The sequence below is a fragment of the Psychrobacter sp. 78a-MNA-CIBAN-0178 genome (assembly GCF_040309625.1).
Classification (GTDB): domain Bacteria; phylum Pseudomonadota; class Gammaproteobacteria; order Pseudomonadales; family Moraxellaceae; genus Psychrobacter; species Psychrobacter okhotskensis.
Genome location: NZ_JBEOOZ010000001.1, coordinates 186,952 through 203,543, shown reverse-complemented (window position 1 = coordinate 203,543; position 16,592 = coordinate 186,952). Strand labels below are relative to the sequence as shown.

The 16,592-nt window shown below is 44.4% G+C and carries 11 protein-coding genes; 5 read left to right on the top strand and 6 right to left on the bottom strand.

Going from position 1 to position 16,592, the window contains the following annotated elements:
• Positions 1 to 117: 117 nt before the first annotated feature.
• Positions 118 to 564 (top strand): large conductance mechanosensitive channel protein MscL, encoded by a 447-nt coding sequence (gene mscL, locus AAEY80_RS00925; protein ID WP_025650911.1) that lies wholly within the window; start codon positions 118 to 120, stop codon positions 562 to 564.
• Between the two features lie 134 nt (positions 565 to 698).
• On the opposite strand, the gene AAEY80_RS00920 is transcribed toward mscL, so the two are convergent.
• The 6 genes from AAEY80_RS00920 to cysM form a co-directional block, all read right to left on the bottom strand.
• The gene (locus AAEY80_RS00920) at positions 699 to 1,139 is read right to left on the bottom strand and encodes a hypothetical protein (protein ID WP_350587755.1); all 441 of its coding nucleotides are present in this window, start codon (positions 1,137 to 1,139) and stop codon (positions 699 to 701) included.
• Positions 1,140 to 1,359: 220 nt separating this feature from the next.
• The gene (mutM, locus tag AAEY80_RS00915; protein ID WP_350587754.1) at positions 1,360 to 2,322 is read right to left on the bottom strand and encodes a bifunctional DNA-formamidopyrimidine glycosylase/DNA-(apurinic or apyrimidinic site) lyase; all 963 of its coding nucleotides are present in this window, start codon (positions 2,320 to 2,322) and stop codon (positions 1,360 to 1,362) included.
• A gap of 64 nt (positions 2,323 to 2,386) precedes the next feature.
• Positions 2,387 to 4,939: a RelA/SpoT family protein gene (locus AAEY80_RS00910; protein WP_350587753.1), complete on the bottom strand. Its 2,553-nt coding sequence runs from the start codon at positions 4,937 to 4,939 to the stop codon at positions 2,387 to 2,389.
• A 397-nt stretch (positions 4,940 to 5,336) separates the two neighbouring features.
• Positions 5,337 to 6,878, bottom strand: coding sequence for a 23S rRNA (uracil(1939)-C(5))-methyltransferase RlmD (gene rlmD, locus AAEY80_RS00905; RefSeq protein ID WP_350587752.1), 1,542 nt, complete (start codon positions 6,876 to 6,878; stop codon positions 5,337 to 5,339).
• A gap of 67 nt (positions 6,879 to 6,945) precedes the next feature.
• The gene (locus AAEY80_RS00900) at positions 6,946 to 7,770 is read right to left on the bottom strand and encodes a 3'-5' exonuclease (protein WP_201565866.1); all 825 of its coding nucleotides are present in this window, start codon (positions 7,768 to 7,770) and stop codon (positions 6,946 to 6,948) included.
• A gap of 24 nt (positions 7,771 to 7,794) precedes the next feature.
• Positions 7,795 to 8,754, bottom strand: a complete 960-nt coding sequence (gene cysM / locus AAEY80_RS00895; RefSeq protein ID WP_407074162.1) for a cysteine synthase CysM — start codon at positions 8,752 to 8,754, stop codon at positions 7,795 to 7,797.
• A gap of 501 nt (positions 8,755 to 9,255) precedes the next feature.
• Between cysM and AAEY80_RS00890 the strand changes: the two genes are divergently transcribed.
• From AAEY80_RS00890 to AAEY80_RS00875, 4 genes are all read left to right on the top strand, one after another.
• Positions 9,256 to 12,735, top strand: coding sequence for an ATP-binding protein (locus AAEY80_RS00890; RefSeq protein ID WP_201576665.1), 3,480 nt, complete (start codon positions 9,256 to 9,258; stop codon positions 12,733 to 12,735).
• 205 nt (positions 12,736 to 12,940) lie between these two features.
• Positions 12,941 to 13,753 (top strand): crotonase/enoyl-CoA hydratase family protein, encoded by an 813-nt coding sequence (locus AAEY80_RS00885; protein WP_201631563.1) that lies wholly within the window; start codon positions 12,941 to 12,943, stop codon positions 13,751 to 13,753.
• A 267-nt stretch (positions 13,754 to 14,020) separates the two neighbouring features.
• Positions 14,021 to 15,280 (top strand): multidrug effflux MFS transporter, encoded by a 1,260-nt coding sequence (locus AAEY80_RS00880; RefSeq protein WP_101211810.1) that lies wholly within the window; start codon positions 14,021 to 14,023, stop codon positions 15,278 to 15,280.
• A 423-nt stretch (positions 15,281 to 15,703) separates the two neighbouring features.
• Complete coding sequence (locus tag AAEY80_RS00875) at positions 15,704 to 16,579, top strand: substrate-binding periplasmic protein (RefSeq protein WP_101211811.1); 876 nt, start codon at positions 15,704 to 15,706, stop codon at positions 16,577 to 16,579.
• Positions 16,580 to 16,592: the final 13 nt, after the last annotated feature.

Below are 16,592 nucleotides of genomic sequence, written 5' to 3'. Positions count from 1 at the left end.
ATAATAAATGCATGAAATTTTCCTTATAATACCCAAATAATGCCTATTGTCTGATACTTCGTCGTATACTAAATGGGCTATAGTATAATCCAAAAATATTTTTTAGGAGGACACATTATGAGTATGGTATCTGAGTTTAAAGAGTTTGCTTTAAAGGGTAATGTGATGGATTTAGCGGTCGGTGTCATCATCGGTGGTGCTTTCGCAACCATTACCACCTCGTTGGTTGAAGACATTATTATGCCGATCGTCGCCTTTATCTTTGGCGGTGAGATTAACTTTAAAAATATGTTTCTCATCTTGGGTGATGCCCCTGAAGGTATCGCGATGACTTATGATGCCCTTAAAGAAGCTGGCGTCCCTGTATTAGCGTACGGTAGCTTTATTACAGTGCTTATCAACTTTTTAATTTTGGCCTTTATCATTTTTATGATGGTTAAAATGGTCAATAACATGCGTCGTGCTGACGAAGTAGAAGAAGTGGCGGTAGAGGAGCCTTCAGAAGAAGTGCAATTGCTTCGTGAAATTAGTGCAAAGCTTAGCAATACTAATATTACTAAATAAACCCATATTATTGGACTAGTAGAATATAAAAAAAGGCTAACGCGATGTTAGCCTTTTTTATTGTCAGTTCATAAAGTTGTTAGTATGAAGGTATGACTTAATAGTTAGAGAGTATTTAAAAAGATTTGAATATCTTACGGTCTTACTATCACATAGTCATTGGTATTGATTAAAATCTCTGATGGCTGATCGACGATGATACGCACGACATTGTTATCAGTGACTTGTGACTTATAATAGTTATCCTCGGCGACGGTACAGCCCAAGCAACGTCCCATCGCATCCCACGGCTCTACAAATAACTTCTGCTGCGCTTGATCCGCATTACCACCGACGACGGCGAAAGGCAGGCTAACTAAATAGGCGGCTGTACCAGTAACGGCGGCGACTAGTTGCAACGGCTTACCTACTACCGTATCGACTACCATAGTGTCATATGAAGGACCAAAATCTGTCTCGTCAATCTCGATTGCCGCTGAGGCTGAATTCATAGTGATAACTACAAGGCTGATACTAGTAAGAGCGGTTAAAAGCTTGGACTTAACAGCATGTTGAAAGCGAGTTTTGACAGTCATGATGTCATCCTAAAATAAGGGTTGAAGATAGAGGCTAAGGCTATTGCTAAACGTTAGTATTATTGAGCGCAACTACTATTAAACATAGCTACTATTAAACCAAGATGTTGGGCGATTAGCAATATAAATCCATGCGCTGCACCCTTGGCTTTATCATTAACGGCTCAATGAATCACTTTTGTCTTGACTACTTTCTATAAAGCTTTAGTGAGTCATGTAGCTAACGATTTGGCTTTGGTAGCGGTTGACACTCAGGGCAAAAGACACTCGCGCGCCCATTGAGCTTGATATTATCAAGAATAGCGGCGCAGTTCGGACAATCTTCACCTTGTCGACCGTAGACATTTAATGTCTGTTGGAAATATCCGGTTTGTCCGCTAGCGACCGTGAAGTCTCGTAAGGTCGATCCGCCCAGTTCTATCGCTTTTTGTAGAATCATTTTAATATGTTCGACCAAAATTACAATATCATCATACGATAATAGGTGAGCGGGGGTAGCTGGATGTATTTTGGATAGATACAGACTTTCAGTCGCATAAATATTGCCAACGCCAACCACGACTTGCTGCTCCATAATGACGGACTTGATGGCTCGGGTCATTGGCTGTTTTTTAGGTTTTGCTTTACTCGCTATTGTTTTACCAGCTGTGGTTTTGAGCGTTGTTTTATCAGATAGATCCATGCGTTGGATTAGCTGATATAAGTAATCTGCAGTGAAGGACTTTGATAATGGCTCAGGACCCAAATGGTCTAGGAGCTTAGGACCATAGTCTTCATACCACAATACCGAGCCAAAGCGTCTAGGGTCATGATAGTGTAATTGTGTTGGCACATTATCAGCATTGTTAAACCCTATCACTAAATGGTCATGTTTACGCTTCTCAGTGCCAGCGCTATGCTGTTGCAAGCTACCCGACATGCCTAAATGAATGAGAAGTTGGCGCGGTGCTAATGTGGTATATCCAGTCGTGATGCTACTGTTAGGTAAGGGTGGTAAAAAATTCAATATCAAATACTTTGCTCGGCGCTCGACGCTATCCAAAGTGTAATCAATCAATTGAGTCAAGTCATCAGGCATCGACCAACGTAGTTTTGGTTGGAAGACTTTCACATCGGTTACTTGCTGACCTAATAGCGGCGCAAGGCTGGTTTTTGTGGTTTCTACTTCGGGTAACTCAGGCATAGTATTTCTTATGAAGACTCTATTATTGGATGAATATTTTTGCACAAAGCGTTAGCGTTTTTTTTTAAGCAACCGCGCGCCGAGCGTGTAAAATGCCATGCTGCTGTTCAAGCTTGGCTAAGAGCTTAGATAAATGCGCCAATCCTGATACCTCAATATGAAATTTTAAAAAGGCAATATTATCGTCATTGCTAAGGGTTTCAACTTGACGAATATTGACGTTTTCTTTGTCGATAATTTGAGTTAAATCACGCAATAATCCCCGTCTATCATAAGCTTCTACATGAATGTCGACAGGTTGGTAGCGACCTGATTTTACGCGCCAAGCGGCAGCGATTTGACGCTCAGGGTCACGTTCAATGAGACGCAAATATTCTGGGCAGCCTCGATTATGCACACTAACGCCGCGCGACAAGGTGATATAACCGGCAATAGGTTCACCATGTACCGGGTGACAGCAGCCTGCTAAATTGATCTCAATATTGTCTAGACCATCGATACGAATTTTATACGCATCAAGCTTGCCCGCGTCTCTGGCATCGACACTGGGTGTAAAGTCTTCCTCTGATCTCTCTGGCTCTAAGTGTAGCTGACGAGAAATATGGCTGGTCAGCTGGTTTAGGCTAATCTCACCTGTGACCAAACCGACAACGATATCGTCGGTATTATTGACATGAAAAAACTGCGTGTAATCGTTAAGATCGATACTGTTGGGGTGGACGGATAAACGCTCAAGCTCCTTACTAAGCATGTGCCGACCAATCTCAATGTTTTTGTCACGGTCTTGTTTATTAAACCATTGACGCAGTTTTGAGCGCGCCCGATTGGTATGAATATAGCCAAGTGAGGCAACCAGCCAGTCACGGTTAGGCTCGCGGGACGCTTTGGTAATAATCTCCACCTGCTCGCCAGTTTTTAGCTGATAAGTGAGCGGTACATAGCGCTGATTGACACGTGCAGCCTGGGCACGGTTACCGACTTGCGTGTGCACGTAATAAGCAAAATCAAGAACGGTGGCGCCTTTTGGTAGTTCGGTAATATCACCGTCACGACTAAAGATATAAATGCGCTCGAGCTCATCAAAATCAACCAGTTGTTCTTCTTCGTCGAATTCAATTTCGTCTAGCTCATCGCCGTCCAACATGGACGAGCGTGGTTGATTACGTGTTTCGTTATTAATAGAAAGCAGCTGACGCAACGAGCTGATTTTTTGATTGAGGTAGTTGTCTTTTTTGTTCTTTAGCCCTTCTTTGTAATTGACATGAGCACACATGCCAAGCTCGGCCTCAAAGTGCATCTCATGGGTGCGAATCTGTACTTCAAGCGATTTATTTTCGGCAATGACCGCCGTATGTAGCGAGCGATAGCCGTTAGATTTAGGATTGGTAATATAGTCATCAAACTGCTCGGGAATATAGCGCCACAGACCGTGTACCAATCCAAGAACATGGTAACAGTCTGAAGGATTGGTCACTAAAACGCGCAGCGCACGGATGTCATAGAGCTGGTCAAACGATAAGCCTTTAAGCTTCATTTTTCGATAAATAGAATAGATGTGCTTGACACGCCCTGATACTTCACCAGCGATACCTGCTTCTGCCAAAGCCTCATTGAGCTTATCTTGTACGCGCTGAATATAAGACTCGCGCTCACTGCGCTTTTCGGACAATAGCTTGGCAATCTCTTTATAGCGATCAGGAGCGAGATAACGAAAGGCGAGGTCTTCAAGCTCCCATTTAAGCTGGGCAATCCCCAGTCTATGGGCCAGTGGGGCATAAATCGTCATGACCTCACGCGCCACTCGGTTTTGCCGCTCTAGATGAGAAAAGGTCAGCTCACGCATCGCAAAGGTACGTTCAGCCAACTTAATCAGTACCACACGCACATCATTGGTGACAGAGATGAGCATGCTATAAATGTTCGATAGCTGGTCACGCTGATTGTTGACGAAGTGGTCTTCTAAGCGTTTGTTGCTTTCGATAATTTCTGATAGTTTCCCCATCGCCAAGGTGTCTTTGACCAAGGTGGAGATGTCCTTACCAAATTTTTGCTCAATTTCAGCCAGACTGATGATAGATTTACGCGCACTGCGATAGAGCATCGCTGCCACGAGTGCATCTTCGTCTTGATAAAGATAGGTTAAAATATCGGTCATGCCAATACCAGTAACATAGGCACCGGAGCGTTCAGATTCGCTAGTATTCATATGACTACGGATAAAATTACAGGCAGCGCTAAGGTTGGGGACAGACTCTTGCCCGATACGCTTGGCCACATTATCTAACCATGCCGGCACATCAATATTGGCATTATTTAGATCAATCTCTTCAAGCTCCTCTTCTGAGAGAATATGAGCATCATCTAAAAGCTGGTTGTCCAGATATTCGTCTTCGAGGTCAGGGTCATGACTGTGGTAAGCGTGCTGTGCAGAGCGATCAAAAGTCGTATGCAGCTTATGAGTGGTCAGTTGGTATTTGATATCGAGTGGAATTTGAGCGTAACTATTAGCAGACTGATGAGAGCGTTGACTCGCCACCAGTTGTGCCGCTAAAGTCGCACTGTCGGCTTGTGTGGTCTGTCCATCTACCAACGGTAACCCTTCACGAATTTTTACCATAGCCGACTCCTCTTAGCTATTTTGAATTGATTATAATCTTATTGACTGCGTACGGAACTCAAACTTATACAACGCATAAGTAGGTAGCTCAAAATCAATACAGCCGCTAAAAATCCATTTTTAGCAGCCATAGAGTTGTACGTAGCATCTATAAGATTATGAGTGCTAATATCCACTGCATGCTGATTAGACAGGCATAAGAAGATCACCTATTATTATCCCACTTTAACAGGACAAATCAAGAGAGGCTCTGTAATGCTCATGTCACTCAGATTGGCATAGCCGTTACTTTAGTAGCGCAATTTGACCTTGTTAATAAATATCTCTAAGACGGTTAATCTCGCGACTACTCGTCACTAGTGCCAACATAAAAGAAAGCATGTAAGCAAAATCATTGCTAAGTAGGTATCTTTTCAAAGCGTGCAATGGACTCGACATGTCCAGTGTGGCAAAACATATCCATCACGCCAGCATGAGTCAGGCGGTAGCCTTGCTCTAACAGTGCTTTGGTATCGCGTGCGAGCGTTGCAGGGTTGCAAGAGACATAGACAATACGCTCGGCATTAAATTTTGGCAGATACTGCATAATCTCCCACGCACCAGAGCGAGGTGGGTCGATAAGTAATGCATCAAAGCCCTGATTGGCCCAAGGCTTGTCAGTACAGTCTTGCGTTAAGTCTTGGCTATAGAATTCGGTGTTATTGATACCGTTACGACGTGCATTGTCAGCGGCGCGTGCGGTCATCGCCTCGCTACCTTCAACACCAACGACAGAACCAGTCTCACCAACCAAGCGTGCCAATGGTAAGCTAAAGTTACCTAGACCACTGAACAAATCGAGTACCCGTTCACCCGCTTTTAGGTCTAATAAATCACAAGCAAGCTTGGTCATCTGACGGTTCACCGACAGATTGACTTGGGTAAAATCTGTTGGGATAAATTCAAAAGTAAGGTCATATTCTGGAAGTTGGTAATACAAACGACCAAACTGCTCACTCAGGTCATCAGCCTCTGTCAAAGCAATACGCTGAATGCTGTCAACACCTTTCGACTGTAAGTACAATTGCCAATTGCGCGCGGCAAAAAACACCTTTAGCTTCTCTACATCAGCGTCTGATAACGGCGCTAAGTTGCGCACAATAAGAGCAACTGGTTGATTACCATCTGGTAGCTCTGGCATCGCTTCACCCATCGCCAACTCAAGCTGGGCAATCTTGTCACGGCTCTCTAAAGTACTTATAAGGGTTTTTAAGTTCTCGATCTCAAAGCCAATACGGGGATCTAGGATATGACACTCATTTAGCTCAGCCAAAAAGTTACTTGAGCGCTCACGAAAGCCCACCAAAGCCGTTTCTTTTTTGACCACATAACGCACACCCATTCGTGCTTTGGTACGATAACCAAGGCGATCGCCGACCACAGGGGCAAGCCAATGCTCAGGCTCAGCATTGGCTTGGTGCATCAGCATTTCAGCAAGGACAGATTGTTTAAAGTTAATCTGAGCATCTGGCTGCCAATGCTGTAAGTTACAACCACCGCAGACACCGAAGTGCGGACAGGGCGGTACCACGCGCTCAGGATTTGGGTTGGCAGTGATGCTGATCGCGTCACCTTCTTCAAAGCTGGTTCGACTATTAGTGAGTTTGACCACAGCGCTTTCACCCGGTAAAGCAAAGCTAACAAAGACTTTTTTGCCATGTTTGTCTACGGCATGACCGTCTTCTTCACTGAAGCCATTGCCATATACAGCCACGCCGCGACCATCATGCGACAGCCCGTCAATAGTAAACGGTAAGGGTTCAGCCTCTTTCAGACGGCGACGAGTCTTTGACGACGGTTTGGATTTTTTCTTGTTTGGTGGAATAGTAATGGTCTTGGTGTCGTTCACTTGCGGCGTCGCATCAGCTGCGGTAGATGTTTTTGAATCGGTGGGTTGCATAAACCTGCCTTAAATAAATAATAAATAACTAAAAGGTGAGTACAGATATTAGTACAAAGAATAATTTTTATACGGGCGGCGTAAATGACCAATCAGCGATGAATTCTTGATGACGGGCACTACCATCGGCTTGCGTGTAATTGGTTAGATAATCATGGCTTTGCTGCTGCCAAGTATCAAAATCTTGTGAAGACAATTGACCAGTCAAACGCAGCCAGCGTAGATAGATTAGCCAGGTATTCATCACATCAGACTCGCAGTAAATAGACAGTGTCTGCCAGTCCTCATTGCTCACGAGATCACCAACCATGCTGCCATCGACGCTGGTTTTGCCCGGCAGTCCGTAGAGGCTGGCGACGATATCCATCGCTTCACGGCGACTGGCACCATATTGGCTAAATCTGTCCATCAAATCAAGGTGACGAGTATGAAAACGATTGACATAATTATCAAAGCGCATGTTTTTGATGCGTTCGCCCTCTTCAAACAGCCAAGGCGCTGACAGATCATATTGCATGGCGCGGTAAATCAATACCGGAAGATCAAAACCTGAGCCATTCCAACTGATGAGCTGTGGTAATTTTTCAATGTTACTAAAGGCTCGAAAGAATTTAACGAGAATGTCTTTTTCGCTAAACTTATCTGCGGTCAACGAAAATAACGATAACTTGCCGTCCTTGATATATAACGCCGAAATACAAACAATACGTTGCAACGGCAAGCGCATAAAGTCATGCCCAGCTTCTTGTATACGTAACGCTGTCAATGCGCTCAGGGCATCCGCATCATTGAGATTCGCCAATTGTGGATAAATACGGCGAGCCGCCGCTGTATCCGCAACGGTTTCAATATCAAAGACCAATATAGGGTCAGAGGGTAGGGCATGTGACATAGATAAACCTAATTAATTTTGAAATTATGGTGCTGCATGGTCTATGCTGTCATCAACGTTATATAAGCCTGTCGATAGATAGCGATCACCACGATCGCAGACAATAAAGGCGATAACGGCATCAGGGTTTTCTTTAGCCACTTGTACGGCAGCCCATGCAGCGGCACCTGAAGATACGCCCGCGAAGATACCTTCGGTTTTGGCCAGTTTGCGCATATATACTTCAGCGATATGTTGGTCAATATCCATCACTTCATCAACCAAATCTGCATCAAAAATACCCGGCATATAAGCGGTAGGCCAACGGCGGATACCCGCAATAGAAGCTTCCTCGTCAGGCTGCAATCCGATAATTTTAATCGCTGGGTTTTGCTCTTTTAAGTATTGTGAGACACCGGTAATAGTACCAGTCGTACCCATCGAGCTAATAAAGTGGGTAATTTTACCGTCAGTTTGCGCCCATAGCTCAGGCCCAGTCGTTAGATAATGCGCTTGTCTGTTATCAGGATTATTAAACTGATCTAAGACGATACCTTTGCCATCGGCTTGCATCTGCAATGCCAAATCACGTGCCGCTTCCATACCTTCGTCCACTTCGATCAACGTCGCGCCATAAGCCATCATGGCGTCTTTGCGCTCTTGGGTCGAGTTGGTTGGCATCAATAGCGTCATTGGATAACCACGCATCGCTGCGACCATAGCCAAGGCAATGCCAGTATTGCCGCTGGTTGCTTCAATCAGCATATCACCAGGCTTGATATCACCGCGCTGTTCTGCCTGATAAATCATATTAAAGGCCGGACGGTCTTTGACAGAACCAGCAGGGTTATTGCCCTCAAGTTTGGCGAGCAGTACGGCACCGTTAGTAATATGTTCTTGCTCAGGCAGACGATGCAATTTGACTAAAGGCGTCTGACCTACGCAGTCGGCAAGATCCGTTACTTGAGTGATAAAGTTGGCGTTTGCCATGGCCGTAGTGGACATAAGGTATCCTTATTGGTTTTTTAGAGGACAATTTATTTAATAATGTGTGCTTTTTAGCCCATTTAGATGACTATCGAGTTAATTGAAGACAGGCCCTAATTAATACACTATTTTTATCGTTTAATAAAAGCTTGAGACCATCAGCGTAAATTCTGAAACCGTCATGATAAATCTTGTCCTATGACAAGGTATTGATGGTGACAGATAAAAAGTTGCGTCATTATATCATTTTGTTTTCAGCCGCGCTGATGACATCAGATATTATTGGTAAATGTCTTGCTAACAAAATGAATCGTTTAAACCTTGCAGACGTCAGTGTTATCAATGAGCGATGTTTCTCTTATAAGCGTTATGAAGGTTAAGATAAGCGCTATGAATGTTTAACAGCCATTCATAAAATCCTGTTAAGATAATCTCGAGCGTCAGTGATAGGCTGCGGCGTAATAAGTGAAAACAGCATACGTATTTATTGTAAAAATATCAGTGGAGAGTCAACCCAGCATGGCATACAAAAAACGTTTTGATACCAGTAGCGCCTATGGCCAGCTGATTATATTGGTGTTTTTACCGATCTGTTTATTAGCAGCGGTTGGCGGTACTCTGGTATTTTATGAGACGATGCGTGCCAGCAACTCAGAGCAAGAAGCATTGGCAGAGGCGGTGCTCATCCGCTATACACCCACGATTGCTGAGCGTATTCCTGAATTATTGGAGCAGCGCCAACAAGCAGCCAGTAAGGTCAATGCTGGCAATGCAGATCAAGCATCGCAAAGAGCTGCCACTACGCTCGGTGGTATCCAAGAGAGGCTTGGGCGTATACAGTCTGAGCAGCATGTCCAGCGTATTGCTATTATTAATCAGGACAATCAAGTACTCGCAACGGTAGGTTATGGCGTTGAAGAAGCGTGGCCTATGATCGAAACGACCGGCAAGTTTTTATCGCAAAAGCCAACACCTATCGGTAACGCCTATGGCAGTATGCTTGGGGATTTTGACGGTCAGCAACTCTGGCTAATGATTGATATGGACAATGAGCCGCTTTATATTGCTCGGTATCGTATTGCCATGGCGCTAGTCATCACGGGCTTGTTCACTATTTTGATATTACTGCTGAGTTTGAATATTTACTCAAAACGTTGGATTGCACCGATTTATGAGTTGCGCTTGCAGTTACAACGTACCCATGTTGACAATCTCTACCAACCTATTCCGGTTGAGTCAAATGGCGAGCTGAATTTGTTGCAACAGGATTTAGTCAGGACGTTGCGCCGCTTACATGGTAGCTTTCAAGAGCTTAAAGACCACGCCGAGCAGACCGAAGATGACTTGCGTTTGGCGTTTGATGAGATGGAAATGCAAAACATCTCTATAAGAAACGCACGTGATGCCGCTATTTCAACCAGCCAAGCCAAATCTGCGTTTTTGGCCAATATCAGCCATGAGTTACGCACGCCGCTCAACAGTATTGACGGCTTTATTAATTTGCTGGCGCGTCATGGTGAGCTCAATCCTGAACAAGACTTATATGTGCAAACCATACGCAAATCGTCGGCACACTTGCTCGCTTTAGTGAACGATGTGTTAGATTTTTCTAAAATCGAAGCGGGCAAATTGGTGCTCGATCGCCATGAGTTTGACTTGTATGACACCATCTATGATGTGGTCGACATGCTGTCACCGGTATCCTCAGAAAAGGGGCTACGCATGGCGGTGCTGTTTTATAATGATGTGCCGATGCGCGTCAATGGCGATGCCTTGCGGCTCAAACAAGTATTGACCAATATCGTCGGCAATGCCATTAAGTTTACGGACAGTGGTGATGTGGTGGTGCGCGTCAGCTTGGATGACCATCGCGACAATTACTTGATGATTAGCGTGCAAGATAGCGGCAAAGGTATTTCTTTAGCTGATCAAAAAATGCTGTTCCAAAGCTTTAGTCAAGGCGATCCGTCAATCACTCGCCAGTATGGTGGTACAGGGCTGGGTTTGGTTATCTCCAAGCAATTAACCCGTTTGATGGGCGGCGATATTGGTTTTTATGATAATGCACAAGAAAACATCGCCAATCAAGGCGCGACGTTCTGGTTTCGGATGCCAGCTCATGTCGATGTGCTAGAAGCTGCTACTGGTCAGACGATTGCGCTACCCGTGTTAGCGCCGCTGGCAAGTGCCACAGATGAGTTTAATGTGTTGGTATGGATCAATCATACGGCGTCCATCCAAGTGCTCAAAGCCAGCTTGCAATACCTACCAATTAAGCTGACCCAAGCCAACTCATTACCCGGTGTACTTGAGTCGTTAAAAGAGCGCGGTAACTATTGGGATTGGGTCATCGTCGATGATGACACCCAAGACGATATGATGGCATTACTCAAACAGATCCGCCTCCATTACCAAGGTAAGCTGGCGGTATTTGGCTATCAAGTTGCCGCTGATCAAGCGCTACTCAACCGCTATCATGCCAATATATTGTATGAGCCATTAGACAAGCGCCAGCTCTATGCCATGCTCGATACGCAAAAACGCAGGGCACCTAAAGACATGCAAGAGCCGCGCTGGAAGGGCGTGACCGTGCTGGCAGTCGATGATCATTTGCCCAACCTGCTGGTGCTCGATGCCTTGCTCAGCGAGCTTGGCATTCAGGTGATTACGGCCAATAGTGGTTTTGAAGCCATAGAGCTCATCAGCAAACAACAAACCAAAAATATCAAAACAGCCAAAGCTGATAAGCAAAGTTTATCCAAAAAGACCCAAATCTCAAAAGCCGAAACCCGTGACGAAGTGGGTAAAGCCACGAGCAGTTCTGGGTATTCTGAAGAGGCTAATGAAGACAAAGGCAGCAATCAGGATAAAACCAATAATCAGGATAAAAACAGTATTGACTTGATATTTATGGACATACAAATGCCACGGATGTCAGGGCATGAAGCGGCTCGACAAATTCGTAATATCGAAAATGCTGATAATCGTATTCCTATTATTGCCTTGACCGCCCATGGCTTGGCTGACGAGCGTGACAAGCTGATGGCGAGCGGTATCAATGATTATGTGGGTAAGCCTATTAGCCAACCACAGTTGCTACAAGTGCTGCAAAAGTGGCTAGGACGCACGACGACCGTGCCGCAATTAACCGCTATGCCAGAAGCCCATGCACAACAAGGTACTGATGCTCAAGATTTTAATTCGCAAGATTTTGATGCGCGAAATCATCCTTTAGGCTTGCTGCCAGATGATATATCGCCTGCTTATCCGCTAGTTAAGGGTAATGACGATAATCGTGATCAGGCGTCCGAGGGTATCAATCAGCAAAAAATTACTCGCCCTTTATCATTGAAAAAAATCCGTGATGACTACTTACGAGACAGCCAGCCTCGTGATGACTATAGACGAGAAACGCTGCGCGAAACTCAGCCACGTTATGCAAGTTTGCGCTATCAACAACAACGCCAAGCGTCGTTATTGTATCCTCCTTACCAAGTGTCAAGCGACACAGATGAAGAGATGTCGGCAAGCACGCAGGCCAAATTGGACGACGACATAAACCTCGACCTGAGCGTTAATGATACGAGCAGCTCCCATATCTTAGACTGGCAAGATGCGCTGACTCGTTCAGCCAATAAACCAGATCTCGCAGCCAAGCTTATTATTATGATGATTGATACGATCAATGAGGAAAAACGCGCCCTCACTCAAGCGTGGGATGCCCGTGACCGTAGTGCCCTTGCGCAAATTGCCCATCGTATCTTAGGTGGTAGCCGCTATACTGGTGTGCCGCAGTTGCGTCAGGCCAGCCAAGATTTGGAAGACAAGTGCTTATTGAATGTCCAACATACCACGCCCGCCCAGTTTGCAATGCTTGAACCCTATTATGACGCATTGCTAAGCGCGTTAAGTAATTTACAAGCGCTAGATTTATCGGCTTATCCGCAGCTGAATTATCATCGTTTGAGTGAAAATGATATGACATGGAAAATGATTTAAGACAGCCACCGACAGTGCTACATTTGAATGTTTAAAAGACCCTAATATATCAGCTAGATTTATCTGCCAAATTGACCATCATTTATTGATTAATAGGAGGGATGATATCCTGACAGTCAGTTATTCATAGGGTATGGTAGATATAACCCTGTTAATATTGGCCTCATTAGCAGGATATTTATTTTATTTATTAATAAGGATTGTTATGAACGCGATTGCCACTTATCAGTATAAGACCTTACAAGTGAGCGTGACTGACCACATTCTCACCGTTACCTTAAACCGCCCTGAGAGAAAAAACGCCATGAGCTTTCAGGTGGTCGATGAGTTGATCAAAGTAGCGGGTCGCATCAGTAAAGATAAGACGATACGTGCGGTGATTTTAAATGGTGCCGAAGGGACGTTTTGTGCCGGTATCGATTTGGGTGATTTAAACCATCCAAAAAACCAAGCATTTGCCCTTTGGGAGTTGGTAAAACCTTGGCAGAGCCTTTTTCAGCGCGTCTGTTTGGTTTGGCGTGATGTGCCTGTCCCTGTTATTGCGGTACTAGAAGGCTACTGTATCGGTGCAGGACTACAACTGGCGCTGGCTTGCGATGTTCGTATCAGTCATCCTGATTGCAAGTTGTCTATTATGGAAGCCAAGTGGGGACTCGTGCCAGATATGGGATTGACTCAATCGGCGTTGGGTGTGGTTCGCGCTGATGTCCTAAAAGAGCTGGCGATGAGTGCGCGTACGATTGATGCAACCGAAGGTAAAGAGTTAGGTCTCGTCAGTCATTGTAGCGAGACACCTTTAGAGCAAGCACAACAGCTCGCTGCTGAATTTGCAGAGCGTTCACCAGATGCGGTATTGGCCAGTAAGCGGGTCATTAATGCGATGTATGAACAATCAGCGTTGACGTTATATCAAGAAAAAGTCTGGCAGTTAAAGATGATGTTCGGTCGTAACCGTAAGCTTGCGCTCAGAAAAGCCAAGCAAGCCAGTACCGTATTCGCTAAGCGCCAATTCCGTTAAAAAGTATTAGTCCTCTCTTGATAGAGTGTTTTTGTTGTTAGCGTTTGTTTTATTAACGTCACATGGCTATTGAAATACATGCAGATAGTAAGATATAACACTGTCTGCTTGTGTAGCTGCGCATAACTTGTTTACCTGTGCATAAATAGGCATTATTATTTTTGCTACCAGTTGTTTTTATTCTTAGTGTTGTTGTCTCAAATAAAAGCTGGTACCAAGCAAAGCGTGAATAATAAAATAATAACCATCATACAAAACGGTCTAACTATGTCTGCTCCAAAGTCTTCCTTGCCCAATAAACCGCTTGTCTCTGAACGCGTGCGCTCTGCTGATTTGCCTGTTGCTTGGATTATGATGCTCGGGCTCATTGTGGCGATAGGGCCGCTGTCCATTGATATGTATCTGCCAGCATTACCCGAGATGGGTAAGAGCTTCGGCGTATCGACCGCGTTTATGGCCAACTCGGTGCCAGCGTATTTCTTAGGTTTGGTCTTTGGGCAACTGGTCTATGGCCCTCTAAGTGATCGTATTGGTCGCGTCAAACCGCTATATTTTGGTATGACCCTCTATGTTATCGCCTCGATTGTCTGTGCGACGACGGATAATGAATATGTGCTGTTTGCAGGACGTACCTTTCAAGCCCTCGGAGGTTGTGTGGGGGCAGTGGTTACTCGTGCGGCGATTCGTGATCGCCTGACTGCCAAGCAAACGGCCAAAGCTTTTTCTATCATGATATTGGTGATGGGCTTAGCGCCGATATTAGCACCATCACTGGGTGCGCTATTTTTGCGCTTCTTTAGCTGGCACTCTATTTTTTGGTTTTTAGCGGCTTTTGGTACGCTTAACTTATTGCTTACCAAATTTTTCTTTTTTGAAACGCTGACTGAAGAAAACCGCAATGTACGCCCTGCCAAAGAAGTCTTGAGTCAGTATTGGGATTTATTAAAAGACCCTACCTTTAATTATCCCGCGATTGGCGGCGGTCTCTTGATGGGAGCGATGTTTGTTTATATTAGCTCGGCCTCTGAGCTAATCATGGATACTTATGGAGTGTCAGCAACCCATTTCGGCTGGTTATTTGGTATGAATGCAGCCGGTTTTGTCGCTTTAACCCAGCTAAACCAATGGCTGACCAATCGCTTTCGTATCCTAAGTATTTTGCGTTTTGGGGCGATGATGCAGGTTATCTCTGCAGGTATTTTGTTTGTGGTAGGGATTATCTTTGGGGTAGAGGCGTGGCTGCCTTTGGTATTGGCCTGTATTTTCTTTTGTATTGCTGGTCTTGGTTTGACTCAGCCAAATGCCTCCGCAATTGCATTAGCCTTTCAAAAACGCCGCGCAGGTATGGCAAGTGCGCTACAAGGCTCGCTCATGTTTTCAGTAGGTATTTTTGGCGGTTTGTTATTAAATCTATTTCCAGTCAATCCGGTACTTAAGATTGGTATCGCCCTGTTTTCTCTAATGAGTCTTGGTTGCTTTTTAATCTGGCAGATAGACCGCAATCTAAATCTTGATGATGCCGAATGATCGATTGACTGAGTAACTAAATCGTCAGTTGAATCAGTTCTTACTTACTTGTTAAGGAGCACTCAAACGTTTTAGGCGTTATGGGTGCTTTTTTATGCGCCTTATATTACCGAATCCTATATACATTTTTGACTGCGGTTTTATAAACAAGAATCTTTTATTAGGCTGGATTTTTCTATATTTATAGGAAAATATTCTAAATGCATCCCTTATGGCAAACAAATGTAATTCAAAATTATATGCGCTATTTGCTATATATAACCATTTGTATATAAGCCTTAAACATAATTATTGCAATCATAGAGTTGCTCGATTATTATCCTACGTAACTTTATGTAAGCAAATATTATCTAACTATTATGCGACCTTGCTAGATTGTTATTCACTAGAATTTAGAAAAACCTTAAACTTTAAGGATAGGATATGAAGCAAATATATCGGATGTTACCGATTGTGTTAAGTGTTGGCTTATTCGGATGTGGTAATTCTTCTACTCAAGAGAGCGTAAGCTCGACTGGCAAGGCGATAGCGACAGAAAGTAAAGATGATTTTGTCAGTAAACTACCTGATACTGCGCCAACATTAAAGGTTGCTACTACGGGGACGATGCCACCATTCTCGTTCCAAGATGATTACGGCAATATGCAAGGCATCGACATTGATTCTATCCGTGCAATTGGTGAAGAGCAGGGTTTTAAGGTCGAGTTTTATAAAGAGACTTGGCAGAATATGTTCGACAGTGTGGCGTCAGGTGGTCGTGATTTAGCGATATCTGGTATCTCTTATAAGGACGACCGTGCAGAAAAATACGGCTTATCTGATCCTTACTTTTTTAATCCCTCTTCAATCATGTATGCTAAAAGCGAGGTAAAAATCGGTGGTATACAGGATTTAGCTGGCATGCATGTAGCGGCGATGGAAGGCTCCAAGCAAGAAGATCAGCTCAAGGCAATGGGCCAATATAGCGAGATGACTACCAGAAGCACCGCTTTTTTGCTCTTTGAAGACTTAATGCAAGGCAAGGTTGATGTGATTTTGCATGATTTGCCTATCTTGCAATATACGGCAAAAAACCATCCAGAGTATGACGTCACTATCGTCCCTTATGAAGGCGCGGATAATCCATCAGCGCAGCAAGTCATATTGATGGCGAAGGGTAACAGCAAGCTTATCAATACCGTCAATGAAGGGATTGCCAAGCTTGAGAAGAAAGGCACATTTAAGCAAATCGATGAGCAGTGGTTGGGTGGGTCTGAGCCGGCTACTAAAAGCACTACTACCAATCAGCAATCGAACTAAGGGGCTATAAAAG